A 22,543-nucleotide genomic window follows, 5' to 3' on the forward strand; every position below is an offset into this window, starting at 1 on the left:
ACAGTATTATACGTTGCATGCATTCCCAAGCGCTCCTGCAACCTGCGCAATACTAAAAATTGCGAGTGTTGCCATCGTGCAACGAATTTGCGGATAAGTGCCATTTTACGGACATATTTAAGGTGGTGTTAACCATGTTCTCTACTGAGGCGATCTCCGGAATGCGTTCGTTGGGAGATATGCCTCTCAAACAACATGCGAATCTACGTTGAGAAAATTGCGAGTCGTGATTGTTCGACTGTGTCCTTTTGTGGACCAAAATGAGACAGGTCACCGGAGAGCCCGTTTGCGAGAAATCTGCTGACCTTGTCATTTTATACAAGGTAAGCTCGAAACGGTCAGATTTTCGGGACGAATGCACAGGGCGAATTTGGGGCGTCAAGGCAAAGAAATTGCTTCCGCTCACTGTCAGGTCATGATCTCCTTGTGGGCTGTTACATCTTTGCGCGGCAGTTCAGGACAATGCACCTGCCTGCTTCATAAAATTGACCAGTCCTAGATCCCGGATCGCCGTTGTGCTTTACGCAAGAAGGGAAGAAGATGGCCTTTGCCGAAACGCGTTTACCTGCAGGGCGTGAGTTAACGGCTCTGAAAAATGCCCGAATTGTTTTGGCGGATGAGATCGTCACCGGACATATATCGTTTTCCGGTGGTGAAATTTCTTCCATCGATATGGGTGTTGCTCCGCAATCGGGCGAAGACCTGAATGGAGATTATCTGCTTCCAGGGCTGATAGACATTCATACCGACCATTTCGAGAAACATGTCTATCCGCGAGCACATGTGCGTTGGGATCCGTTGCGCGCGGCACTCGCTCACGACGCGCAGATAATCGGTAGCGGGATAACCACCGTCTTCGACAGCATATGCGTCGGTGCGACAGTCTCCCGACCAGAGCGACGGGAGGTGCTGGCCCCGATGATCGATGCGTTGGAACTGGCCCAGTCGGCAGGAATGATGCGTGCGGAACACCTTGTTCACCTGCGTTGTGAAGTGACCGACGCAGAGACTGCGCGTTTGACGGAAGCAAACATTGGCAAAGAAATCGTTCGGATGATTTCGGTCATGGAGCATCTTCCCGGTCGCCGGCAGAGCAAGAACATCGGCGCCTATATCGAACGGCGAATGGCGGACACGGGCGAATCTCGTGCCGAAGCGGAGAAGAACACGCGGGAACTTTTGAGTTTCTCAGACGAAATCAGCGAAAATGTTCGCCTGACTGTGATTGACCTTGCTCACAAGCACGAGCTCCCGCTGCTAAGTCACGATGATACCGAGCTGCATCATGTCGACGAGGCTGTCGCCGCGGGAATTACGGTCTCGGAATTCCCCTGCACAATCGAAGCGGCGCGCAAAGCCAAGGAGCTTGGCATGGATGTGGTCGGTGGCGCGCCCAATGTTCTTCGCGGAGGATCGCAATCGGGCAACGTTGCCGTCAGTGACCTTATGGCGGAAAGCCTTGTTGATATTCTGGCATCCGACTACGTGCCACGCTCTCTGCTCGACTGTGCTTTCTCCATCGCCGCGGATGACGCTTTCAGTGAGGACCTTCCGGCTGCAATTCGACTCGTTACCAAAGCGCCGGCTGGCGTCTCGGGACTGACGGATCGAGGAGAACTGGTTCGGGGAAAGAGAGCCGATTTGCTGCAGATTGGAGTGCTTGAGGGGCATCCTTTTGTGAAGCAAGCCTGGGTGGCGGGGCGCAGAGTTCTTTAGAAGCCTCCAAGTTGCAGGCCCTTGCATAGCAGAAGGATGCACAGCCACTCAGGCGGGGCTGTTCCTTCCGGCTACGACTTTTCGCCCCGAGGTGCCGGTGATTTCTTGCAGACGATCTCGCAGATCCTCTGCGGGAACCGCGGCGGAAAAGTAAAACCCTTGAACGCTGTCGCATCCAAGCGCTGCAGCCAGTGCGAGTTCTCCATCGGTTTCCGCCCCCTCGGCAATCACGCGAAGGCCGAGGCTGCGGCCGAGACCGATGATCGCCTGAAACAGCTGTCCTTTTTGAGGGGAACGATCCGCGTCGCAGAGAAACGCTCTGTCGATCTTGAGCTCCTTGAAAGGCAGGCGGTGGAGATAGATCAGCGAAGAGTAACCCGAACCGAAATCGTCCAGGGACAACTGCACGCCAATCTTCTGGAGTTTCGACAGGATGTCGTGAACGGATTGCTCGCTGGTATCGACAAACACGTTTTCAGTGACTTCAAGGCACAGCCGGTTCGCCGGAAGTTCGTACCATTCCAGTATGCTCTTCACGTTTTCCGCAAAATTCGGTTGTCGGAATTGAAGCGGTGAAACGTTCACGGACACCTGATTGAAATCGAAACCCGACTTCGTCCATCGAGCTGCCTGCTTGCAGGCTTCTTCAAGAACATATTGGCCGAGATCCAGGATAAGTCCGGTTTTCTCTGCGATCGGTATGAACTCTGAAGGCGGAATGAAACCTCGCTTTTCGCTCGGCCAACGGATAAGCGCCTCAAGGCCGGTCAGGGTACGGGTCCGGGGGCAGATCTGAGGTTGATAGTGAAGCACGAGCTTTCGAGTTTTCAGCGCTGCTCTAAGCAGTGTTTCCATGAGCATTTCGGTTTGAATGCGCTCGTTGAAACGGGCTGCGAAGAATGCGTAACCTGATCCGTCGGTCGCCTTCGCGGCTCTCAGAGCCAGTCCGGCGACCCGGTGGGCGGTTTCGGCGTCTTCCGCGTCCCGGGGAAGAAGGGCTATTCCGATACTGGGCTCAACTCGAATTTCTGCTTCATCAAGCTTGAAGGGGGCTGACAGCAGTTCCAAAGCACGTTTGGTGCAGCACTCGGCGGTGGCGCCGTCGCTGTCATAAGGCAGCAATATGCAGAAATCGTCCGCTGAAATGCGTGCGATCTGTGCGCTCGGTCCAAAGACGTTCGCAAGCCGAACATAGGCTTGAAGCAAGACCCGATTGCCGACCTGTTGACCAAAAGTGTCGTTGATCTTCGAAAATCCGTTGAAGTCGAGATGGAGTAGGGAGGCCCCGAAGTTTCCTGACCGTGATCGCTTCAGGGCGTCATTGAGGTCAGCGAAATAGCGGGCGCGATTTCCGGCCGTGGTCACCTGGTCGATATAGGCGAGCTTGTGCAACTTGTCCTGAAGATCCGTTACCCGTTCGAGGCCGTGAGCCAAGTCACCGATTTCGTCTTGTCTATCGGCGAACGGAACGAGAGTGGGCTGCATTCCGCTCGCGAGTTCGTCTGCGGTTTTGGCGAGTTGCCGCAAGGGCGTTAGTTCGCGGCGCAGGAGCAGGAACCCCGCAAGAACCGCACCGACAATAATCACAAACGCTGCGGACAATATTCGTGTTTGCAGTCGACTTTCCGCAGCTGAAAGGTCGTCCATCGAACCCACATCGACTTCAATTGCACCGATGACTTGCCTTTTGTCGGAGAGGATAGGTGTCAGGTATGCCAGGCGCAGGTGGTCTGCTACAGGAACATCACCTACAAAAGGCACCCCCTTGGACAAGTTGGCAAAGGCCGGGTGATAGCGGTTTAACGCGACAGCCGATGCTTCTTCGCCATCTACGGTTTGTGTGCCGGGTGCGATGGGCTTGAACGAGCGAGTGGTTTCGGACCATTGGAAAAGTCTCGTGTTCCCTTGGTTTGTGTCCCCGATAACAGTGACGAGCCGTGTCAGTTTGGCGATGTTCGAAAACGGAAGTTCTTCGGACTTGCTTTTCAAGGCGAGGGGATTGCCTTGGCTGTCAAAGATAGGCTCAAAAACATTGTTGGTGCCCGTCGCCAGGATCGTTACAGCTGCGTGGGCGGCACGGTCTATACGTGCGCGGGCGTTGTCATTTGTTGCTTTGGACAGCTCGAAATAACTGAGACTCGATACCATGGCGATGCTGCACAGCACCATGATGAGCAGAATGACGCTAATCCGGAATACAAGCGAATGTAGACCAAACTTGATAATCGCACCAAATCCCTGTTTTTCACCCTGTGGGTGAGTTTTTGTTCTTGGCACGTGAAGGTATTTCCAAATCGCTACGAAATTCTGAATACTGTATTAGAAAATGAACTTTATTTCAGGTTGTGTTGAAGTCGGTTGGTTAGAATAGTCCAAATATAGACTTGATAATACGCATGAAGGCGAGGTGAATAGGTGCGAAACCGGCCAAATAGGTAGTTAGTCTGATTGAAGCTGATCATGTTAAGCATCTCTGCGAGAGAATTATCGATATTGTTTTCAATGATTATTTTCAAAATCCTCCAGTTTTCGCGAAACGGAAGGACAAATCTTGCGAGAGAAGGGGGGGCGGAATACGTCGAATGGACCGTGGTCGCTGTCGATTGATCCATAAAGTGGCGTTTAGAGCCGTGTAACAGGAATTCTTTTGAGCTTTACTCTGGGGGTAGGTCCGTAGAAGCCATTGGAAATCGAACAGAAAAGCGCTAGGACGTTGGTCTTGGGTCCAGAAGGGGCAATCTAACTATCGCTGCAACGGTGTTCGGGACGAGTTCTGCTTGATTTCTCTCAGACCAGTATTGAATGTTCTCGGGTTTTTGTATGTCGGTCTGGCGACTGCCATGCTCATTCCGGCCATTGTTGATGTCGCGCAGAAAAATGCCGACTGGCAGGCATTCGTATTTTCAGCACTTCTGACCGGTATGATCGGCATGCTTCTGTCACTGGCCGTCGGTGGGGCGCTGCGCGAAGGTCTGGACACACGTCAGACTTTCATTTTGACAACGCTCGCATGGGCGACACTGCCCGCCTTTGGTGCACTGCCGTTTCTGTGGCTCGGCGTTGGATATGCAGATGCCGTCTTTGAGGCTGTCTCCGGTTTCACAACCACCGGATCGACGATCCTGACGGGCATTGACGGCTTGCCCCCGGGGCTGCTCGTCTGGAGATCCATGCTGCAATGGATGGGCGGTGTCGGCATCATCGTTATGGCGATCGTTCTGTTGCCGTTTCTGCGGATTGGCGGAATGCAGCTTTTCCAGAGTGAGAACTCCGACCGGTCGGAAAAAATCGTCAGCCGGTCGGTAGAACTGATCAGACTGCTGGGACTTGCCTACCTGTTTCTGACCGTGCTGTGCATTGCAGCTTATCTGGCGACCGGCATGGAGCTGTTTGACGCGTTCAATCACGCGCTGACTACTATCGCGACTGGCGGATATTCGACGCATGATCAGTCGTTCGGTTATTTCACCAATCCGGCTTCCGCCTGGGTAGCCATCGTGTTCATGGTGATCGGCGCTCTGCCGTTTGTGTTGATCATCCAGGCTCTGAGGGGACATCCGCTTCAACTCTGGCGGGATCCGCAAGTCAGGGCGCTGCTCGGATTTCTGGTTCTGGTGTCCCTGACACTCACAGTCTATCTCGGCATCAACATGCGCTTCCCGTTTGATGAGGCCCTGTTGCGCGCAACCTTCAATGTCGTGTCCATCGTTACCGGGACCGGTTACGCGCTCGGGGATTTCTCCCAGTGGGGAGCGCCAGTTGTAGGTATCACCTTGCTGCTGATGTTCGTTGGTGGCTGTACCGGCTCGACCACCGGGGGTATCAAGATCTTCCGGTTCCTGGTGTTTTTCGGAACTGTCCGGGCTCATCTGCGCCGCATGGTCCGGCCGCACCGGATCGTCTCGGAAGAATATGCCGGAACTCGCCTGACACCGGAACTGTCTTTCTCGGTTTTGGCGTTTCTAGTGGTTTACATGGGCTCCGTCGGCATCATCACGGTGGCCCTTTCCTTCTTTGATCTGGATCTTGTAACCGCTATATCGGCGGCGGCAACGTCGGTCGGTAATGTCGGTCCTGGGCTTGGACCCGTGATTGGCCCGGCCGGGCATTTTGCGCCACTTCCCGACGGGGCGAAGTGGTTGCTGTCTTTTGCGATGCTTGTCGGTCGTCTGGAACTCTTTACCGTGCTCGTTCTTCTCGACCCGGACTTCTGGTCGAAATAGCCATTCGACCTCGCGGCTTTTCATTTCCTGGAGATGTCGACATGAAATTTTCAGCTCCGCTTGTCAGCGGTCGTCTCGTCAAGCGTTACAAGCGGTTTCTGGCCGATGTGGTTCTTGATGAAGATGGCAGCGAGATTACGGCCCATTGCGCAAATCCGGGGTCGATGCTCGGCTTGAAGGAGCCGAATTCCAAAGTCTGGCTTTCCCGCTCTGACAACCCGAAGCGCAAGCTCAAGTTTTCCTGGGAAGTGATCGAGGCCGACGGGGCACTCGTCGGGATCAACACCGCACACCCCAACAAATTGGTTGAGGAAGCGCTGGAAACAGGGCGTATCGGCGAGCTTGCGGGATACCAATCGCTACGCCGTGAGGTGAAATACGGCAAGAACTCCCGTATCGATATCCTGCTGGAAGGAGATGATGGCGCAAAGACCTATGTTGAAGTCAAGAATGTACATCTGATGCGCGAGCCGGGACTTGCGGAGTTTCCGGACAGTGTTACCGCGCGTGGCGCAAAACATCTCGCTGAGCTGGCGGATATGGTTGCGGAAGGCCACCGGGCTGCAATGGTGTTTCTTGTTCAACGCCCCGACTGTGCGCGTCTCAACCTCGCTGCGGATATTGATCCTAATTATGCAATGGCCTTCAAGTCTGCTCGCGAAGCTGGGGTTGAGGTGTTCGCGATTGGCTGTGATGTCCGTCTTGATGGCATAGATGCGGTGAAGCCCGTCGAGATCGTTATCTGACAGGCTCCGTTGATCAGGCCTGCCGCACCACTATCGGAGTTCCGTCTGGAACCCTGTTGTACAGATCGATGACGTCTTGTTGCAGCAACCTTACGCAACCGGACGAAACTGCCTTCCCGATGGACCAGGTTTCGGACGTTCCGTGCAGGCGATAGAGCGTGTCCTTGCCGCCTTCAAAAATATAAAGTGCGCGGGCTCCCAAAGGGTTTTCAAGCCCTGGAGGCATGCCGTTCTTGAATTCGACCAGCTCCGGTTCCCTGGCGATCATGTCTGCGGGCGGTGTCCACGTGGGCCACGGGCGCTTGTAGGCGATACGGGCTCTGCCGCCCCAATCGAACCCGGCGCGTCCGATGCCGACGCCGTAGCGCATTGCCTTGCCGTTTTCCATCGTCAGGTAAAGGAACCGGTTGGGCGTGTCGACGATGATGGTGCCCGCCGGTTCGGGAGAATAATAGTCGACAAGCTGGCGATAATAGATCGGATCGATCTTGGTCAGGTCGACCGCGGGAAGGGGAAACCGTTCTTCCGGCATCGCCCGGTACATTTGCAGGTATTCCGGTGCGATATAGGCGCCCTGCGCTGTTTGAGCGCCTGCGGGAGGCAGTTGTCCAGTACGGCTGCCGGAGGCACACGCAGCTGTCAGGGCAGCTGCGGCGGAGGCAAGAAACAGACGTCGGTTCAGCATTCCAATTCCCGTATAAGATCTTTCGTTGCTTTGCGTGGCCGCGCACGCAATCTCTCGTATCGCGGTACACGCAAATGGCCGGTCGAAACCCCATGGTCCGACCGGCCTCGCAACGCCTTATCAGGAAATTTCCGGCGGAAACGTGGCAATGCCTTCACCTTGCGGTGAACCTCGCAACAGTTTGCCGCGAGTGTTGCAGTTTTGCCTGTTTGCCTTAGCCGGCAGTATCTTTGGAAAGCGGCGGCTGGAACTGCCAACCCATGTCCCAGGGAAAGTAAATCCAGGTGTCCTGAGAAACTTCGGTGATGAACGTGTCTACCATCGGGACTCCGACCGGCTTTGCGTAGACAGTCGCATAATGCGCCTTTGGCAGCATTTCGCGAACGACCTTCAGGGTCTTGCCAGTATCAACGAGATCATCGATCACAAGAACACCGCTGCCTTCGCCGTCTTCCAGGTCAACCACTTTCGGGTCGATCGGCTTGATCACCTGCAACTGTCCCTGGTTGTCATAGTCGTGGTAGGAGGCAATGCAGACGGTTTCAATTGTCCGGATACCGAGTTCGCGTGCGACGATACCCGCAGGAACAAGGCCGCCGCGGGTGATGCAGACGATGGCCTTCCATTCACCTTCGCTCGACAACCGCCAGGCGAGGGCGCGGGAATCTCTGTGAAACATGTCCCACGAAACCGGGAACGCTTTGTCTTGAGCTGGGTTTTCCATAATTTGTCCTTCAGATTATCCCGAGATCTCGGCAACGGCCTCGGCCACGTCTTTTGCTGCGGCTTTCAAGACGGCTTCGTCTCGTGAGCGGATAACGATCTGTGTTGTAAATTTTCCTTCGGAAGCCTGCGGATAGGATCCGATCAGAGTTTGCGGGTGCGCGTCCTGAATAGCGGCCAGACGTTCTGCGATCCGGCTTTCGGGCATGTCTGCAGCAACCGTTTCCGACAGCATCTTCTTGCCGGTTGCAAGCGTCGGCGCGATAGCGTCCATCATCGCCTGCATGATCGACGGAATACCCGCCATGACATGTACATTTTCGATCTTGAACCCAGGAGCTTTGGATACTTTGTTGAGGATCAGATCGGCTCCTTCCGGAATGCGCGCCATACGTTGCCGGGCGGGTGTGAACTGGCCCGGTGCGTAGTGCTTTTCCATAATGGCGACAGCACGCGGGTCCAGGTTGAGCGGTACGCCAAATGCCGCCGCAATGCTTTCCGCAGTGATGTCGTCGTGTGTCGGCCCTATGCCGCCGGACGTAAACACGTAATCGTATTTAGCGCGCAGGTCGTTTACGGCGCCAACGATTTCCGCCTGTTCGTCAGGGACGATCCTTACTTCCTTCAGGTCGATACCAAGAGACGTCAGATAGTCGGCCACAAAGCCGATATTCTTGTCCTTCGTCCTTCCGGACAGAATTTCGTCGCCAATGACCAGGAATGCAGCGGTAACAATCTCATCTGCCTTCTGACCGGTCATATTTACACTCCCTGACACTTGGATGGAGATTGGCTTTATCCCAGCTTTTTATCGATCTCAAGCGAAAGCCGGGTCACAGTTCGGGAGACCAACCATAAATGTCGTCGAAACGGGCTGCCAGCCTGTCCGGTTTCGAAAAACGCAAAACCGTGTCGCGGGCAAACGCCGGTGCTCCCGAGAAATGAAAAATCTGAGCATTCCGACGGGCGATTCCCTGTATCTGAGAAGCCCGTGGCTTGCGTTGCCGTTCGAAGGCCCTCAGAGCTGCCGGGATATTGTCCACATCTGAGGGAAGGTGCCTTGCCAGGATTGCGGCATCTTCAATCGCCATGGCTGCACCTTGTGCCATGTAAGGTAGCATGGCATGGGCCGCATCTCCCAGAAGGGTAAGGTGTCCATGCGACCAGGGACCAGAGGCGTCCACACTGCAGAGCGCCCATTTCAGCCAGTTGGACGGCAGGCCAAGCAGGTTCCGGATTTCCGCCGGCCAGTCCTTGAATACATGCAGGACGGTTTCCTTATCGGCTTTGGCGGACCATGTCTGGTCACTCCAGGGCTCTTCCACCAGCGCGACAATGTTGAGCTCCCGGCCTCCGCGGATCGGATAATGAACAAGGTGCGAGTTCCGGTGCAACCACAAGCCGGAATCGCCGGCCCACCTGGAAGGAACCTGGTCGATGGGAAGTGTTGCCCGGTAGGCGACCTGGCCACTGAATTGTGCGTTTTCGTGGCTTGGGATCATCTGACGGGTTTTTGACCAGACGCCATCTGCTCCGATAAGCGCCTTGCAGTTCAATTTTCCGACACCGTCCGCGTTGCGGAAATTGCAGACGAGGCTGTCATACGGGGTGGAAACCAGGTCCAACACTTCCGTGCCGAGGCGCACGGTTATTCCAGGCGTTGCCTGAACCTGTTCCAGCAGGACGCGCTGAAGGTCCGCGCGGTGCACGACCCAGAACGGATTGCCGTGGCGTTTCTTGATGAAGGAACCGAGCGAGACATGTGAGATCTGGTCGCCGGAAACGCCTGACCAGATGCGCAATCTATCAGGGGCGTAGGCGTAAGGCTCCAGAGCGTCGAGCACGCCGAGGCCTTCGAGAACGGTACAGGCGTTGGGAGAAAGCTGCAGACCGGCGCCAACTTCGGAAAGTTCGCCGACCTTGTCCATAAGGACGATTTCATGTCCCTGCTTCCGCAGAGCCAGCGCTGCGGTGAGGCCGCCTATGCCGGCACCCGCGATTACGATCGGGTGAGGGCTTTCACCATTTTCGCTCATCGGCAGATCGTGACCTATGCCGCAGCAGGCGTCCAGCTGCAGTCCGCCGGGGACGACTCTTTCGCTTCCAGCGTTGTGTCGTACTTGTAAAGCGTCGAGCAGTAGGGGCAGACAACTTCGTTTTCGCTGCCCATGTCGAGAAAGATATGGGGGTGATCGAAGGGCGGTTTGGCACCGATACACATGAATTCGCGTGCACCGATAGCAATGGAATCGTGTCCACTTGAGTTTTGAAAGTGCGGGACAACCTGATCCGCCATTGTCACGTTCCTCTGAATTTCAAAAGAGCCTTACGATCTCTCGGTAAGTGTAATTTCCAAGTCAGGCCCCGATAGCAAATTTTCGCGACCATATCCATTTGTTAAGAGAAAGGGTAGGGGCGTTAAGATGCGATCCACCGCCGCATGCTCCAATTTCTTCAAGAAACAGCCCAAACCCAGCATTTCATCTTTGCCAATGCAGGCCAATGATTTTACTGTAGGGCACAAGGTGATTTTCCGTTTACGTAAAGGTTAGTTTGGTATATGCCTCAGTTTGAGTTTGATGGAGTTCGGATTGCTTATCTGGACGAAGGGCAAGGAGATCCGATCCTGCTCATTCACGGGTTTGCATCCAACAAGCAGGTGAATTGGGAATATCCCGGCTGGATAAAGCTTCTGGTCGAGGACGGCCGGCGCGTTATCGCAATCGACAACCGGGGACATGGTGAGAGCCAGAAGTTTTACGATCCTGCTGCCTATGGCGCGCCGATCATGGCCGAAGATGCGAGACGTCTTCTGGACCATCTCCAAATCGAGCGCACCGATGTGATGGGATATTCGATGGGGGCGAGGATTTCGGCGTTTCTGACACTAAATCACCCGGATCGAGTGAAGCGGGCGATTTTCAGCGGTCTCGGCTATGGAATGGTTGCCGGCGTCGGTGACCCTGAGCCGATTGCATCTGCTCTCGAAGCGGATCGCATTCAGGACGTTGCCGACCGGACGGGCCGGGCATTCAGAGCGTTTGCGGAACAGACCGGTTCCGACCGGCGTGCTCTGGCTGCTTGCATGCGGTCCTCTCGGCAGAAGATCAGCGAAGAGGATGTCTCGCGCATTGAGCGTCCGGTTCTGGTTGCTGTTGGAACCAAGGATGACATTGCCGGATCGCCGAAGAGGCTGGCGGACCTGATGCCGCACGCCGATGTTCTGGATATTCCTGGCCGCGATCACATGGTGGCCGTCGGAGACAAGGTGCACAAGCAGGGTGTTCTGGCGTTTTTGAACAACGTTGAGGCCTAGGTTTCAACAAGAGTCCGGAAAGGGTGCCTGGAAGGGCACCCAGACGGACAAGGGCAGGTATGGGAGGACTTATGGGCCCGAAACGAGTTGAATTTCAGGGAGTGGAAGCCAACAGCCTGATCGCGGATCGCTATGGCGCCGGCGAGCAGCCCGTCATCATGCTGCATGGCGGTGGTCAGACACGCCACTCCTGGGATGCCGCAGCTCAGCGTATCGCCGGCCTTGGTCACCCGGTCTATTCCATGGATCAGCGTGGGCATGGAGAAAGCAGTTGGATTGCGTCGGGAAAATACAGCTTTCCTGATTTTGCCAAAGACCTGGTTGCGGTTACGCGTCAGGTACATGCCCTTCATAGAGCAAAACCGGTTGTCGTGGGAGCCTCGCTCGGAGGTTTCGCGGGAATGCTGGCGGAGGGACAGGAAAATCCGGGTGGCCTGGCCGCGCTGGTGCTGGTGGATATCACTCCGCGGATAGACATGGACGGTGTCGCGAAGATCCTTGGTTTCATGGGGGATCGGGTCGAAGACGGCTTTGAGAATGTAGAAGAGGCTGCCGAGGCCATTGCCCGATATCTCCCAAACCGCGTCAAGCCGAGGGACCTGTCAGGTCTGTCCAAGAACCTCCGCCTGCATGACGACGGTCGGTACCGCTGGCACTGGGATCCGGCATTTCTGAAAGCAAAACAGAAGAACGATCCCCGGCTGGCAGCGGAGGTGCAGGAAAACATGCTGGTTGCTGCAGGAAACCTGTCCTTGCCGGTTCTTCTGATCCGCGGGCAGAACTCCGAGCTTGTTTCCATGGAACACGTGAAAGAGTTTCAGCAAAGGGTTCCGCACGCAAAGTTTACGGATATTCGCGACGCCGGTCACATGGTGGCTGGCGACAAGAATGATGTCTTTGCATCGGCGGTGGAGGAATTTCTGGTCGATCTAAGACTGAATGCAGAGGTTGCTTGAAAGGAAGAAACTCTCTGCATTCAATGATTTGTGGGTGGAATTTTAGAAATTGATTCTGAAAGTGAAGGGGGAGTCTGTTTCAGACGCTTTCTTCCAGGGCCTCAACGCCCCTTGAAAACGGGGCTTCGTTTTTCAAGGAAAGCCCGGTACCCCTCCCGATAATCTTCGCTGTCGATACAAGTCTGGGCATCCCTGAGCGCAGAGCCGAGATCAGCGCCGGGTGAATGAGAGATCTGGTTCAAGGCGTGTTTTGCCGCCTTGAGCGACAAGGGTGCATTGGCGCAAATTGATTTGCACAGGCTTTCTACGCGGGTATCCAACTCGTCCTCGTCCAGAATTTCATTGACCAATCCCATCCGAAGCGCTCGTTCGGCAGAAAATCGGTCACCTGTGAAGAGGAGTTGCTTTGCATCAGCCAGAGGAACAGCGGCTAGAAGATCTCCGAGTGCTTCGGGCGGATAGGCCAGTCCAAGTTTTGCGGCGGGGATGCCGAAGAATGCAGAGCGTGTGGCAAGGCGAATATCACAGGCCAGCGCAAGACCAAGGCCGCCTCCGAGGCATGGACCCTGTACGGCCGCTATCACGGGTATACTCAGCGTCCGCAATGCTTTGAACGCCGCCACATTGATGTCGTCATAGCGTTTGGCGGCTTCGGGAGTGGAGCGAACGGCTTCGAACTCGGATATGTCGGCACCTGCGCAGAAATTCTGTCCACCGGCTCCCCTGACGATACAAACGCGCGCGGATGCATGAGATTCGACTTGTCGTACCAAGGCAGGAATGCGTTCCCAGGCAGCCAGGGGAAGGGCGTTTTTACGCGTCGGTGCGTTCAGGCAAAGTTCTGCGATCTGCCCCTTCAAAACCAGCTGCGGATTGTCACTGCCTGAAAAATCTGCGTCGGTTTCCGTCATAATCACTCCACATCTCTGGTTAATTGGACTAACAAGCCGCTGGAATTATCAGAAGGTGTTCCGCTCGTTTTGTGGTTCATAACGAGGGTTCATATCTGATATCAGGAAGTTTGATTTTGGAATATCAGACGACAGTCCTATTTTAAGGGCTCGTACGTGACGGCTTGAAAAGGAGACAGGCCATGTCGGCACCGATCACAAAGTCCGGCTTAAAACAAGTTCCGACCCATGATCCGGTCTGGCAGCAATTGAGGGAAGAGGCGCAGGCGATGGTAGACGCCGAGCCGGCATTGTCCTCCTTTGTCTATGAAACGGTCCTGAATCACGACAGCCTTGAGGAAGCCGTGCTGCACCGGCTAGGCGACCGTTTGGGTCGAGACGTCGTATCCGCCTCGCTGATCCGCCAGACCTATCTGGAGGCACTGACTGACGAGCCGGAACTCGCCAAGATATTTCGCGTTGATATCGTTGCCGTTTTCGACCGCGACCCTGCATGTTTCCGCTACCTTGAACCGGTTCTCTATTTCAAAGGTTTCCATGGTCTGCAAACCCATCGCCTGGCCAATTGGCTGTGGCGCAAGGGACGCAGAGACTTTGCCCTTTATCTTCAAAGCAGGGCGTCGGAAGTCTTCCAGATCGACATCCATCCAGCAGTTCCGGTTGGCCGGGGCATCTTTATCGACCACGGAACAGGTATCGTTGTCGGCGGCACGGCCGTTATCGAGGACGATGTCTCGATCCTGCAGGGCGTCACGCTCGGCGGGACAGGCAAAGAAGGTGGCGATCGTCACCCGAAGATCAGGCATGGTGTTCTGGTTGGGGCGGGTGCCAAGATTCTCGGAAACCTGGAGATCGGCCATTGCTCGCGGATTGCCGCGGGATCGGTCGTTCTTGCGGACGTTCCGGAAAACACGACTGTCGCCGGCGTGCCGGCCAAGATTGTGGGCAAGGCGGGATGCGCCGAACCTGCACGCAGCATGAACCAATTGCTCGGCGAAGAGGCCGGATCGTCCATTTGATCAGAGGAAGACGGGGAAAGCTTGTCGAAAGGCTTTGGCATTTGCCTTTGGTCTTGTAGTTTCCGCGCTAGAAAAATGCTGACGGCAATTGATAAGGAGAGCGCCGTGAACCCCGATGAAATCCGCAAGATTGAAGCCTACCTGCGCTCGAAATTCGAGCTGTCGAGCATTCAGGTCCGGGCACGCCCCCGTAAGGACGACTCCGCCGAGGTCTATATCGGGGAAGAGTTCATCGGAGTCATATTCCGTGATGACGAAGACGAAGATCTGAGCTGGAACTTCCAGATGGCGATTCTCGAAATCGATCTGGATGAAGTCTGAGCCATTTGGCAAATGTCGAACTCAGCGTCGGGCGGTTCCGCAAGGGGCCGCTCGAATTGTTTTCAGGGACTGATGTTTCGAAGTGGACGGGTATTAGTTGGAACCTGGAGGCGTCAGCAGCCCATGTCGTGGCTGGCGCTACCGAGGTGTCAAGGATTGGGCCACCGTGATCAGCCGGTCCGGAAACCGGTGATCTTCTGAACAATGGAGCGGTCCAGTTCCTGCCAGTCCGGCAAGAGGCTTTGATCAAAGCGGTATCTCAGTTCAAGACCAGATGCCAAGGCAATGGCACGATGACAGATTGCCTTGCTGCTGCCCGACTTTCTTGTGCAGCGGGCAATGAAGCCGTTTCGCTCCAAAGGGTCGTAGACAATCAGGTCGCTCGCAGCTGAACCCCTTGCGGACAGCGTCAGAATTTTCAGCCCGCCAGGCCCACGAATTTCGCCTCCTCGCGCGAGGCGGCGATAAAACGGATCAAGTCGGGCCCGTAAGCTTTCACGGCCCTGATTGCTCTCCAGTTCGACCAGAATTGTTCGTCCGGAACCCAGATTGTCTCCGAAGCCGCCGTAGAACCCCTGCGAAGCCGTTAGAGCAGGCCAGGCCATTGACAGGCGCAGGGTCCTGAACACGGTTTCAGAGGAAAGCGACCTGTGCCGTTGGCGAGGGGTCGCGATCAGTTCAAGAGGGAGGTGCAATCGGGTCCTGCCGACATTCACCGTTACTTGCCTCTTGCCGAATTCAACATCCGGGCCGGACATCCAGTAACGGGACCAAAAGTTGACGCGCTCGGCTATGAAGGCAGTCGCAAGAACGCACATTGCCAGCGCCAAACAGGTGAAATGGCGTGGCTTGGTCCCGATGGGATCCGGTAACGAAAGCGGCGTCACGACACGTCCTCCAAAGAAGGACATGCACTGATCTGAGACACTTTGTGCTGAAACGGAACAAACGCTCCATTCAGACCTGTGTCAAAGCCCCACAGTGTAAACCATATTTGAGGGTTTCTGCCCATTTGCCTTTCCGGCACAGTCTTTGCACTTGACCCTTTACTAATTCTTAATCACTTTCCGTGTTGAAAGGTTAACAAGGGGTTAATGGGCGTGCTGTTTGATCTTCTTCTCGTTGGATATATAGCGTGCGCCGGCTTTGTCGCTGCGGGAGTGCTGGGGAGCCTTTATCAGCTCATCACCAAAGAGCCTCCACGTTTCAATTTTGCAGGCGAAAGTATCCTGGCGTTTCTTACCGGTGTTTTCATGTGCCTGTTCGCGGGGCCGTTCATCATCATGAGAAACGCGATCCGTGGTCGCCGAATTGAAAACAGACCGCTCGGCTGGCTGGTTGCTTCCTCCACGATTGCCGGGATGTGGAGCATGTGTTCCGGTCTGCTGGTCATGAATGTTGCGTTGGTTGTCGCCGGATTTCACTGAGGTAACATGCCTATCTACAGTCTTGATGAACGCGTGCCGGTCTTTCCGGACAATGGCAACTATTGGGTGGCCCCGACGGCAGTGCTGATCGGTGACATTCATTTGAGTGAAGACGCCAGTGTTTGGTTCGGCGCGACGCTGCGCGGCGACAATGAACCGATAGTCGTTGGTGCACGCTCAAACGTTCAGGACGGCTGCGTTTTCCATACCGACATGGGATATCCGCTGACGATCGGTACTGATTGTACCGTTGGGCACAATGCGATCCTTCACGGCTGTACCATCAAGGACAATACTCTCGTTGGCATGGGTGCAACGATCTTGAATGGTGCGGTGATCGGGTCCAACTGCATCATCGGTGCAAATGCGCTGATTGCCGAGGGCAAGGAAATTCCGGACAATTCCCTTGTCGTCGGTGTTCCCGGCAAGGTGGTACGCACTCTCCACGAACAGGCAGCCGAGGACATTCGCAAATCTGCCGCAGGTTATGTTCGCAACTGGCAGCGCTTCAAATCCGGTTTGCGCGAGACCTGACCTTATCTCCACGACTGAACAGACAGGAACCGGCTTGCGGGGGCGCAGCCGGTTCCTTGGATCCGGTCGTGGTAGGGATGGGGAGGGTGGGGACGCGACCGGATCGTCCTGTTGCCCTTTTCAGGGCTATCCCAATCTTGTGAACGCTCATTGAGCCTTATCTTGAAACGCTACTCACTGTTGTCACACGCGTGTCGGAAATGCCCGTCCACTTTGCCGGCGAGCGCGCCGATTGACGTTTGATGTACCGATAAGGCGTGGAGTACCAGGGCAGTACCGCCTCGATTTGATTGTCGAGGATCATGTCGCCATGGTCTGTGCGCACGGTCAGCACTGCATGTCCGGAATTCTGGACGTCTTTTGCCACGGTGATCAGCAGGGCGCTTTGAGGCCATCCGGCCTTCAGCAGAATGCGTTGCTTCTCAAGAACGTATTCTTCACAGTCGCCATATCCGTTGACCGGATAGGACCAGTGCTCAACCTTGCCGAACAAATCCTCGTCGGTCATTGGCCGAACCCTGCTGTTGACTTCCTGATTGATTGCAATGAGTTGTTGCCAGAGCGTTTCATCCAGACGCACGACGACAGGGTCGTAACTTGATTGCGGGCAGGCGCCGGCATTGTCTTTGCAGAACTGTTGATAACCGATTGGCGGTTTGACCACCGTTTTCATGTCCATGAAACGGCCAGGCTCAGCCTGTGCCGTGACAGCGCCGGCAATAGCGCTTAGTGCAAATGTAGAAGCAAGTAGAGTTGACTTAAGTAAATTCATCGTAACGCCCTCCCCAAGGCTGACGCAACGATGACCTAATGCTTTTTACTTCAAGAAAATCTCGGTTGTAGAACTATAATAATACTTAAGTAAAATGCAATTTCAATTAGATTGTTGTTTGAGATTTATTTGAATAAAGTTGAGTTGGAATTTTCGTAAAATTTGACGAAATTCGACTAACTGTCTGATAAAGCAAGACGATTTCAGGGGTTCTTTGATGTGTGTTGAAAGTCTGTATCGTCGGAACGTCGCCAGCGGCAGGAATTCTCTGAGCTGTTCCAGGTGATTGGAGCTCGAAAAAAAAACGTCTTTTTCGTGAAAAAAAGGCGAGCGACAATCGCGACGGAATTCCGGCAAAGCTGCGATTGATGCAGGACGGAAAAGTCTTGCATCTGGCTATTTGCTGTTATGGGAGGTCTTTAGGGACGGCGATCAGGCCGTGTCTGATGTTGAAATATGGTGTTCTAGCAATTCGCGGCTTTGGACAGCAGCAAATTCTACAGCAATACCGCCTTCGATCCGACGCACAACGCGAGCCACCATCTTGCCCAAGGTAATCCTGTCACCCATTTCCGGCTGAATGTCTGTTGCAATAGCCGCGCCGGAAAGTGAGACATCTATGATCCGGCAAACGTGCTCCGAACCGTCCGGCAAGACAACCTTGGTCATCGGGTTCTTTGGCACGAAACGGTCGTGTCTGCGGTCTTCGGGAAGGTTCAACTCATCACGGTTGGCGAGCCACGTCAGGACGTTTGCAATCTTGTCGCGCTTGCGTGCGGTGTTACGCAGCTCAACGGCAAAACCGCCGTCAATCAGGCGAGAGATCCGGCCTTCAACACGGCTCAGATGATCGAGATAGGCGACTACTCGTTCTCCAACACGCCCGGAAACCGGCGTGATCATGGCCATACCACCGGGTGACATGTCGATGACCTGGCACGGATATTCCTGCCGGTCTTCAAGCATGAATCGGCCCAGAATATTGACCTGAACCCGTTGATGCCGACGGCGATCAGTGACTTGAAGCGATTTGCTTCCCTCTGGTGCTGTTGCCAATCCGGCGCTCATGCCTGCTCTATCCAAACCGTGTGGATTCACACTATCCCCTGGCCGAGAAGCGAATCTCTAGACGTCTTTCCACCACTTTAGGCAGCTGGGGTTAACGATGTGTAAGAATGTACCGAACAGAAGGTTCAGGTCTAGGCATTGCACGCATAAAATTCGTGCGAAACGCTTCGAAACGCCAAATGTACAGCGTTCCTGATCAAAAAATGTGAAAGGACCGGGCCTGTCCGGCCCGGTCAGAACTGTTCTTGAAGGTGCAGTAAGCGTTTCAGAAAGGTCCCGGATTGCCGAAAGGTTCAGGATTTCCCGCCGGAGTAAACCGTAAGATGTCCGACCTTCCTTTCCGCGCCTTGGGGCAGGGGAGGTGTCGGCATGACCATTCCTTCAGCCGTAAAGCGCGGCAGGACCGGATTTATGGTCGATGCGTTGTCGTCCATGAAGAACGGACGTTCATCAGGCCAAACCAGTCTCAAGCTGCTGATTGACTGGTTCAAAATGGGATGCAGGCCGATCCAGTAGGGTTTTTCCATTGGTGTGCAGCTGCCGAGGATGCGAATTCTGCCTTCCCCCGGGACGTTCAATGGCACCAGCAACATTTCCATTTGTAAAATCTGACCGCGTTCTGTGTGTCCGTTAACTCCAATGACTGCGGCCGCTGCATCTTCGGTGATCGCCGCGATGAGACTTTCCAGGGCTTCCCTGTCCTTGGTGTTCCAGCCGCGAAGGAACTTCCGCCCTTTCAGTTCGCGGCAGTGTGCGGAGCAAAGGCGCGTTCCTGCCAAGCGGTAGCGAACGTCCTGTGGGCCATTTGTCTCGAGAATGAACGTGTCTCCAAGAAGCCCGCGGATTTCGCTTGGGTCGACCTCGCTCCGGTTTGGAGCAGGGCGGGCGCCGCGCAGGTTGTCCCAATAAGAATACAGAGTTTGCGTTACGCCGTGTTTCATCTGAACTTGCCTCTTAGCCACTTCACGTCCGTTGTTTCGTCTCAAGACAGCTTTTGTTTCAAAACGGGACGCGGGTTCCTTCCTGTGTTCGTTTGCAATGAACAAAGCAGAAGGCGTGCCAAGTCGTTGGATCGGGGTGCTTTTTTTCTGTGTCAGGTAATTAAGGTTAATTTTGTATTGCGCTTGTTTAAGGGCTCGGGTGCTGGCACCTTTAATTTCTGTTCACGATTATAGCGGGTGGGAGGACCCGTTGTTCAGGCCAGGCTGCGGACCGGTCAGAACAGCCTCGAAGAGCTGTTCCGGTCAGGATAACAAGCGCCGGCCTGTTGTGAGCAATTGTCCTTTTCCGGGCGTGTGGGGACGCGGCCGAGACAAAGGGGGGCACCGCAAGGCGCTGGTCATCGAAAAAGATGACTGGCGCTTTGTGTTTTTTAACCTGCTGCTTTCCGTTACGCGGTAATTGCTGGGTCACCATATAGACATCAAGTGACATGGCGATGCGCGCCAGCCCTTGTTTTGTCCCAGATCTTGCTTAGAAGAGTAGCTGAAAGGCTGATGTTCCATGAACGTTTATCAATTTGACGACGAACGCGCCCGGCGCGAAGAAGCGAGAAAACGCCAGGAACCAAGGCGTCCTTCTCAGCCTCCGGTCTTCAATCTTCCGAACGTGATTGTCTGGCTGAGCGGCGCGATGATCGTCATCCACCTGCTTCGCGCATTCGTTTTGCCGGTCGGCTGGGACAATCTGATCATCTTCCTGTTTGCGTTCTGGCCTGCAAAATATGCAGCCTTTGCCAGCCTCAACGCGATTGATCTGGCGTCCAGCCTTTGGGGGTTCGTTTCCTACAGCCTTTTGCATGGCGGTGCCATGCACATCATTTTCAACCTCCTCTGGATGGCCATTTTCGGCAGTGCACTGGCGCGTAGGTACGGGGCGGGGCGGTTTCTTGTTTTTTCCGCACTGTGTTCCGTTGGCGGCGCGTTCGCGCATCTGGCGACACATTGGGGCGAGGCCGTTCCGATGATTGGCGCTTCAGCAGCCGTCTCGGGGCAGATGGCGGGCGCAATCCGATTCATTTTTGAACTGGGCGGCCCTCTCGGGGCGATACGGCGTACAGATCGCGGAGCCTATTTCGTGCCGGCGCAGCCGCTGTCCGAGTGCTTCCGCAACCAGCAGGTTCTGGTGTTCGTTGCCGTGTGGTTCGGTCTCAATCTGTTTTTCGGTCTGATGAGCGGTCCGGTCGCGGGGCAACCGGCCAGCGTCGCGTGGCAGGCACATATAGGCGGCTTCATCGCCGGTCTCGCGCTGTTCCCGATTTTCGACCCGGTGCCTCGGCGTCGACTTTAGTCGATACCCCTCTGAGGGTATGTGTCAAAGGTTTGCCTGCACTGATTTTTTTGCCATGATGCCATTATCCCGTGAAGGACGGGCTGATTGATGCCATGGAGGTGCTCCTAGATGACCGTTGCCGCAATCTTGAGTGGGAAAGGCCACGAGACGATTACAGCCAAGAGCGATGCGCTGCTTAGCGAGATCGCTGAAACTCTGGCGAAAAACAAGATAGGTGCGGTGGTTGTGTGCGCAGGTGACAATTCCATCCAGGGAATTGTTTCCGAGCGTGATATCGTCCGTGTTGTTGGAACACAGGGCGCGTCCGCACTTTCGCTGCCTGTGTCGAGCGTCATGACCAAGGATGTTGTGACCTGCGCAGAAGAAAACAGCGTCAATGAAGTTATGGCTCGAATGACCCAGGGTCGATTCCGTCACATGCCTGTTGTCAAGGATGGCAAGCTGACTGGTGTGATTTCGATTGGCGATGTGGTGAAATTCAAGATCGCGCAGGTTGAGCTCGAAGCCGAGCAGATGCGCAGCTATATCTCGATGACCTGAAAACTTGGCTGGCCATCAGGCCAGCCAGTTCACTTGGAACGTCGGCCTGCCAGGTTTGGTATTCGAAGCAATGCTCGCCGGGCCGCTTCATCCGTTTGACATTAAAAAAAGCTGGCAGAACGCCAGCTTTTTTTGTTTTCGCAAATTTTTCAGAAGCTCTTAGTTCTTCCCGCTTTGCTGTTGCTCCAGGTAAGCCGTGGCCTTTTCCAGACTACTTGCGCTGCCGTGACCGGTCCAGGCAGACTGTTGCGACATGTCGGGCAACTGGTGTGCAATGCCCTTGTGGCAATCAATGCAGGTTTTTTCACCGGTAAAGAGGAAGCGTTCATGCGCTTCCGCGGCACGCGCACTTTGACGGGTGATGTCCATTGAGTCTGAAGAATGGCAGTTGCGGCACTCCAGGGAGTTGTTGGCTTTCAGCCGTGCCCATTCGTGCTGTGCCAGTTCAAGCCGCTTTTCCAGAAACTTCTCCCGTGTGCTGATGGTGCCGAAGATCTTGCCCCAGACTTCCTTGGATGCCTGCATTTTTCGAGCGATCTTGTCCGTCCAGTCATGAGGAACATGGCAGTCGGAACAGATCGCCCGCACACCAGAGCGATTGGTGTAGTGGATCGTGGTCTTCAGTTCCGCGAACACGTTGTCCCGCATTTCATGACAACCGGTGCAGAAGGTTTCTGTATTCGTCAGTTCCATCGCCGTGTTGAACGCACCCCAGAACAGGACGCCCATGATGAAGCCGCCGATCGTCAGAGCCCCCAGGCTGTAGTGAACGCTCGGCCTGCGGATCGTGCTCCACAGCCGCTTGACGAAGGCCCACATCAGTTGGCCTCCTCTTTCGACTTCACAAATTCAAGCACCGTATCGACATCGACAAAATCATTTTCCACCAATGGCTTGGCGTCTGTCTGGACCACGTGACACTGGTTGCAGAAGTACCTGCGCGGGGTAACCGAGGCCAGGAACTGATTGTCCCGGTTCATGAAGTGGGTGATGGACACCATGGGTGCCTGACTTTCGCCGATGGCCGCACGCGAATGACAGGTCAGGCATTTGTTGGAGTTCTTGTCTACCTGGTAATTGTCGATCTTGTGCGGGATCAGCGGCGGTTGCTCAGGATAGTTCCGGACCTGCCGAATGTCCGTGTTCACGACCTTCGGCATTGGCGCTGCCGGTCCATTCTCGGCCAGTGGTGTGGTTGGTCTCAGAGTTGAGACATTCTCCTGCGCGAATGCTGCGGCGGCCAACAAGCTGGCGACGGCAAACAGGCTCATTGCAATGCGTTTCATTGTTCACC

At 55.0% G+C, this 22,543-nt stretch carries 24 protein-coding genes; 11 read left to right on the forward strand and 13 right to left on the reverse strand.

What is annotated here, in order from left to right; all coding sequences use genetic code 11:
• The first annotated feature begins 540 nt into the window (after positions 1-540).
• Positions 541-1,716 carry an alpha-D-ribose 1-methylphosphonate 5-triphosphate diphosphatase gene (locus ABLQ08_RS12695; protein WP_352942649.1) on the forward strand — a complete coding sequence of 392 codons (1,176 nt, stop codon included), beginning with the start codon at positions 541-543 and terminating at the stop codon, positions 1,714-1,716.
• A 48-nt stretch (positions 1,717-1,764) separates the two neighbouring features.
• Here ABLQ08_RS12695 and ABLQ08_RS12700 read toward each other — a convergent pair whose 3' ends face one another.
• On the reverse strand, positions 1,765-3,993 hold the full coding sequence (locus ABLQ08_RS12700) for a putative bifunctional diguanylate cyclase/phosphodiesterase (protein WP_352942651.1): 2,229 nt from the start codon (positions 3,991-3,993) through the stop codon (positions 1,765-1,767).
• 521 nt (positions 3,994-4,514) lie between these two features.
• Between ABLQ08_RS12700 and ABLQ08_RS12705 the strand changes: the two genes are divergently transcribed.
• Both ABLQ08_RS12705 and sfsA read left to right on the forward strand, forming a co-directional pair.
• A complete protein-coding gene (locus tag ABLQ08_RS12705) occupies positions 4,515-5,939 on the forward strand; it encodes a TrkH family potassium uptake protein (protein WP_352944381.1) in 1,425 nt (474 codons plus the stop codon).
• Positions 5,940-5,980: 41 nt separating this feature from the next.
• Complete coding sequence (sfsA, locus tag ABLQ08_RS12710; protein WP_352942654.1) at positions 5,981-6,685, forward strand: DNA/RNA nuclease SfsA; 705 nt, start codon at positions 5,981-5,983, stop codon at positions 6,683-6,685.
• A gap of 13 nt (positions 6,686-6,698) precedes the next feature.
• Here the strand turns inward: sfsA and ABLQ08_RS12715 are convergent, their stop codons facing one another.
• The 5 genes from ABLQ08_RS12715 to ABLQ08_RS12735 form a co-directional block, all read right to left on the reverse strand.
• Complete coding sequence (locus ABLQ08_RS12715) at positions 6,699-7,370, reverse strand: L,D-transpeptidase (RefSeq protein WP_352942656.1); 672 nt, start codon at positions 7,368-7,370, stop codon at positions 6,699-6,701.
• A 214-nt stretch (positions 7,371-7,584) separates the two neighbouring features.
• Positions 7,585-8,094: a xanthine phosphoribosyltransferase gene (gene gpt, locus ABLQ08_RS12720; RefSeq protein WP_352942658.1), complete on the reverse strand. Its 510-nt coding sequence runs from the start codon at positions 8,092-8,094 to the stop codon at positions 7,585-7,587.
• A 15-nt stretch (positions 8,095-8,109) separates the two neighbouring features.
• Positions 8,110-8,853: a competence/damage-inducible protein A gene (locus ABLQ08_RS12725; RefSeq protein WP_352942661.1), complete on the reverse strand. Its 744-nt coding sequence runs from the start codon at positions 8,851-8,853 to the stop codon at positions 8,110-8,112.
• Positions 8,854-8,926: 73 nt separating this feature from the next.
• Complete coding sequence (locus ABLQ08_RS12730; protein ID WP_352942664.1) at positions 8,927-10,129, reverse strand: FAD-dependent monooxygenase; 1,203 nt, start codon at positions 10,127-10,129, stop codon at positions 8,927-8,929.
• Positions 10,130-10,143: 14 nt separating this feature from the next.
• Positions 10,144-10,389: a zinc-finger domain-containing protein gene (locus ABLQ08_RS12735; protein ID WP_352942667.1), complete on the reverse strand. Its 246-nt coding sequence runs from the start codon at positions 10,387-10,389 to the stop codon at positions 10,144-10,146.
• 264 nt (positions 10,390-10,653) lie between these two features.
• Between ABLQ08_RS12735 and ABLQ08_RS12740 the strand changes: the two genes are divergently transcribed.
• Positions 10,654-11,409: an alpha/beta fold hydrolase gene (locus ABLQ08_RS12740; RefSeq protein ID WP_352942670.1), complete on the forward strand. Its 756-nt coding sequence runs from the start codon at positions 10,654-10,656 to the stop codon at positions 11,407-11,409.
• Positions 11,410-11,480: 71 nt separating this feature from the next.
• On the forward strand, positions 11,481-12,365 hold the full coding sequence (locus ABLQ08_RS12745) for an alpha/beta fold hydrolase (RefSeq protein WP_352942674.1): 885 nt from the start codon (positions 11,481-11,483) through the stop codon (positions 12,363-12,365).
• Between the two features lie 101 nt (positions 12,366-12,466).
• On the opposite strand, the gene ABLQ08_RS12750 is transcribed toward ABLQ08_RS12745, so the two are convergent.
• The gene (locus ABLQ08_RS12750; RefSeq protein WP_352942677.1) at positions 12,467-13,276 is read right to left on the reverse strand and encodes an enoyl-CoA hydratase-related protein; all 810 of its coding nucleotides are present in this window, start codon (positions 13,274-13,276) and stop codon (positions 12,467-12,469) included.
• 182 nt (positions 13,277-13,458) lie between these two features.
• Between ABLQ08_RS12750 and cysE the strand changes: the two genes are divergently transcribed.
• Both cysE and ABLQ08_RS12760 read left to right on the forward strand, forming a co-directional pair.
• Complete coding sequence (gene cysE / locus ABLQ08_RS12755; RefSeq protein ID WP_352942679.1) at positions 13,459-14,295, forward strand: serine O-acetyltransferase; 837 nt, start codon at positions 13,459-13,461, stop codon at positions 14,293-14,295.
• A gap of 105 nt (positions 14,296-14,400) precedes the next feature.
• Entirely contained in the window at positions 14,401-14,616 is a 216-nt protein-coding gene (locus ABLQ08_RS12760; protein ID WP_352942682.1) for a DUF3126 family protein, read from the forward strand.
• A 170-nt stretch (positions 14,617-14,786) separates the two neighbouring features.
• Here ABLQ08_RS12760 and ABLQ08_RS12765 read toward each other — a convergent pair whose 3' ends face one another.
• Positions 14,787-15,527, reverse strand: coding sequence for a hypothetical protein (locus ABLQ08_RS12765; protein ID WP_352942685.1), 741 nt, complete (start codon positions 15,525-15,527; stop codon positions 14,787-14,789).
• A 189-nt stretch (positions 15,528-15,716) separates the two neighbouring features.
• On the opposite strand from ABLQ08_RS12765, the gene ABLQ08_RS12770 reads away from it, so the two are divergent.
• Both ABLQ08_RS12770 and ABLQ08_RS12775 read left to right on the forward strand, forming a co-directional pair.
• Entirely contained in the window at positions 15,717-16,043 is a 327-nt protein-coding gene (locus tag ABLQ08_RS12770) for a DUF6949 family protein (RefSeq protein ID WP_352942688.1), read from the forward strand.
• A 6-nt stretch (positions 16,044-16,049) separates the two neighbouring features.
• Positions 16,050-16,577, forward strand: a complete 528-nt coding sequence (locus tag ABLQ08_RS12775; protein ID WP_352942690.1) for a gamma carbonic anhydrase family protein — start codon at positions 16,050-16,052, stop codon at positions 16,575-16,577.
• A 157-nt stretch (positions 16,578-16,734) separates the two neighbouring features.
• On the opposite strand, the gene ABLQ08_RS12780 is transcribed toward ABLQ08_RS12775, so the two are convergent.
• The 3 genes from ABLQ08_RS12780 to ABLQ08_RS12790 all read right to left on the reverse strand — a co-directional run bounded on the left by ABLQ08_RS12780 (position 16,735) and on the right by ABLQ08_RS12790 (position 19,358).
• The gene (locus ABLQ08_RS12780; protein ID WP_352942692.1) at positions 16,735-17,349 is read right to left on the reverse strand and encodes a transglutaminase-like cysteine peptidase; all 615 of its coding nucleotides are present in this window, start codon (positions 17,347-17,349) and stop codon (positions 16,735-16,737) included.
• 432 nt (positions 17,350-17,781) lie between these two features.
• Positions 17,782-18,417 (reverse strand): PilZ domain-containing protein, encoded by a 636-nt coding sequence (locus tag ABLQ08_RS12785; protein WP_352942694.1) that lies wholly within the window; start codon positions 18,415-18,417, stop codon positions 17,782-17,784.
• A 293-nt stretch (positions 18,418-18,710) separates the two neighbouring features.
• Positions 18,711-19,358 carry a PAS domain-containing protein gene (locus ABLQ08_RS12790; RefSeq protein WP_352942697.1) on the reverse strand — a complete coding sequence of 216 codons (648 nt, stop codon included), beginning with the start codon at positions 19,356-19,358 and terminating at the stop codon, positions 18,711-18,713.
• Positions 19,359-19,920: 562 nt separating this feature from the next.
• Here ABLQ08_RS12790 and ABLQ08_RS12795 point away from each other — a divergent pair.
• Both ABLQ08_RS12795 and ABLQ08_RS12800 read left to right on the forward strand, forming a co-directional pair.
• Complete coding sequence (locus ABLQ08_RS12795; RefSeq protein ID WP_352942700.1) at positions 19,921-20,706, forward strand: rhomboid family intramembrane serine protease; 786 nt, start codon at positions 19,921-19,923, stop codon at positions 20,704-20,706.
• A 111-nt stretch (positions 20,707-20,817) separates the two neighbouring features.
• Positions 20,818-21,249, forward strand: a complete 432-nt coding sequence (locus ABLQ08_RS12800) for a CBS domain-containing protein (RefSeq protein ID WP_352942702.1) — start codon at positions 20,818-20,820, stop codon at positions 21,247-21,249.
• A 159-nt stretch (positions 21,250-21,408) separates the two neighbouring features.
• Here ABLQ08_RS12800 and ABLQ08_RS12805 read toward each other — a convergent pair whose 3' ends face one another.
• Positions 21,409-22,068: a NapC/NirT family cytochrome c gene (locus ABLQ08_RS12805; RefSeq protein WP_352942705.1), complete on the reverse strand. Its 660-nt coding sequence runs from the start codon at positions 22,066-22,068 to the stop codon at positions 21,409-21,411.
• Entirely contained in the window at positions 22,068-22,535 is a 468-nt protein-coding gene (locus ABLQ08_RS12810; protein ID WP_352942707.1) for a nitrate reductase cytochrome c-type subunit, read from the reverse strand. The genes ABLQ08_RS12805 and ABLQ08_RS12810 overlap by 1 nt, the downstream gene beginning before the upstream one ends.
• Positions 22,536-22,543 lie beyond the last annotated feature (8 nt).

This window comes from Roseibium sp. SCP14, from assembly GCF_040329475.1.
Classification (GTDB): Bacteria; Pseudomonadota; Alphaproteobacteria; order Rhizobiales; family Stappiaceae; genus Roseibium.

Coding starts and splice junctions, on each gene's coding strand:
- ABLQ08_RS12765 (WP_352942685.1), bottom strand. CDS start 15,527: ATGTCCTTCTTTGGAGGACGTGTCGTGACGCCGCTTTCGTTACCGGAT.
- cysE (WP_352942679.1), top strand. CDS start 13,459: ATGTCGGCACCGATCACAAAGTCCGGCTTAAAACAAGTTCCGACCCAT.
- ABLQ08_RS12790 (WP_352942697.1), bottom strand. CDS start 19,358: ATGAAACACGGCGTAACGCAAACTCTGTATTCTTATTGGGACAACCTG.
- ABLQ08_RS12725 (WP_352942661.1), bottom strand. CDS start 8,853: ATGACCGGTCAGAAGGCAGATGAGATTGTTACCGCTGCATTCCTGGTC.
- ABLQ08_RS12750 (WP_352942677.1), bottom strand. CDS start 13,276: ATGACGGAAACCGACGCAGATTTTTCAGGCAGTGACAATCCGCAGCTG.
- ABLQ08_RS12800 (WP_352942702.1), top strand. CDS start 20,818: ATGACCGTTGCCGCAATCTTGAGTGGGAAAGGCCACGAGACGATTACA.
- ABLQ08_RS12745 (WP_352942674.1), top strand. CDS start 11,481: ATGGGCCCGAAACGAGTTGAATTTCAGGGAGTGGAAGCCAACAGCCTG.
- ABLQ08_RS12740 (WP_352942670.1), top strand. CDS start 10,654: ATGCCTCAGTTTGAGTTTGATGGAGTTCGGATTGCTTATCTGGACGAA.
- ABLQ08_RS12810 (WP_352942707.1), bottom strand. CDS start 22,535: ATGAAACGCATTGCAATGAGCCTGTTTGCCGTCGCCAGCTTGTTGGCC.
- ABLQ08_RS12780 (WP_352942692.1), bottom strand. CDS start 17,349: ATGAATTTACTTAAGTCAACTCTACTTGCTTCTACATTTGCACTAAGC.
- ABLQ08_RS12775 (WP_352942690.1), top strand. CDS start 16,050: ATGCCTATCTACAGTCTTGATGAACGCGTGCCGGTCTTTCCGGACAAT.
- ABLQ08_RS12805 (WP_352942705.1), bottom strand. CDS start 22,068: ATGTGGGCCTTCGTCAAGCGGCTGTGGAGCACGATCCGCAGGCCGAGC.
- ABLQ08_RS12730 (WP_352942664.1), bottom strand. CDS start 10,129: ATGAGCGAAAATGGTGAAAGCCCTCACCCGATCGTAATCGCGGGTGCC.
- ABLQ08_RS12795 (WP_352942700.1), top strand. CDS start 19,921: ATGAACGTTTATCAATTTGACGACGAACGCGCCCGGCGCGAAGAAGCG.
- ABLQ08_RS12735 (WP_352942667.1), bottom strand. CDS start 10,389: ATGGCGGATCAGGTTGTCCCGCACTTTCAAAACTCAAGTGGACACGAT.
- gpt (WP_352942658.1), bottom strand. CDS start 8,094: ATGGAAAACCCAGCTCAAGACAAAGCGTTCCCGGTTTCGTGGGACATG.
- sfsA (WP_352942654.1), top strand. CDS start 5,981: ATGAAATTTTCAGCTCCGCTTGTCAGCGGTCGTCTCGTCAAGCGTTAC.
- ABLQ08_RS12715 (WP_352942656.1), bottom strand. CDS start 7,370: ATGCTGAACCGACGTCTGTTTCTTGCCTCCGCCGCAGCTGCCCTGACA.
- ABLQ08_RS12695 (WP_352942649.1), top strand. CDS start 541: ATGGCCTTTGCCGAAACGCGTTTACCTGCAGGGCGTGAGTTAACGGCT.
- ABLQ08_RS12785 (WP_352942694.1), bottom strand. CDS start 18,417: ATGAGCGCCGGATTGGCAACAGCACCAGAGGGAAGCAAATCGCTTCAA.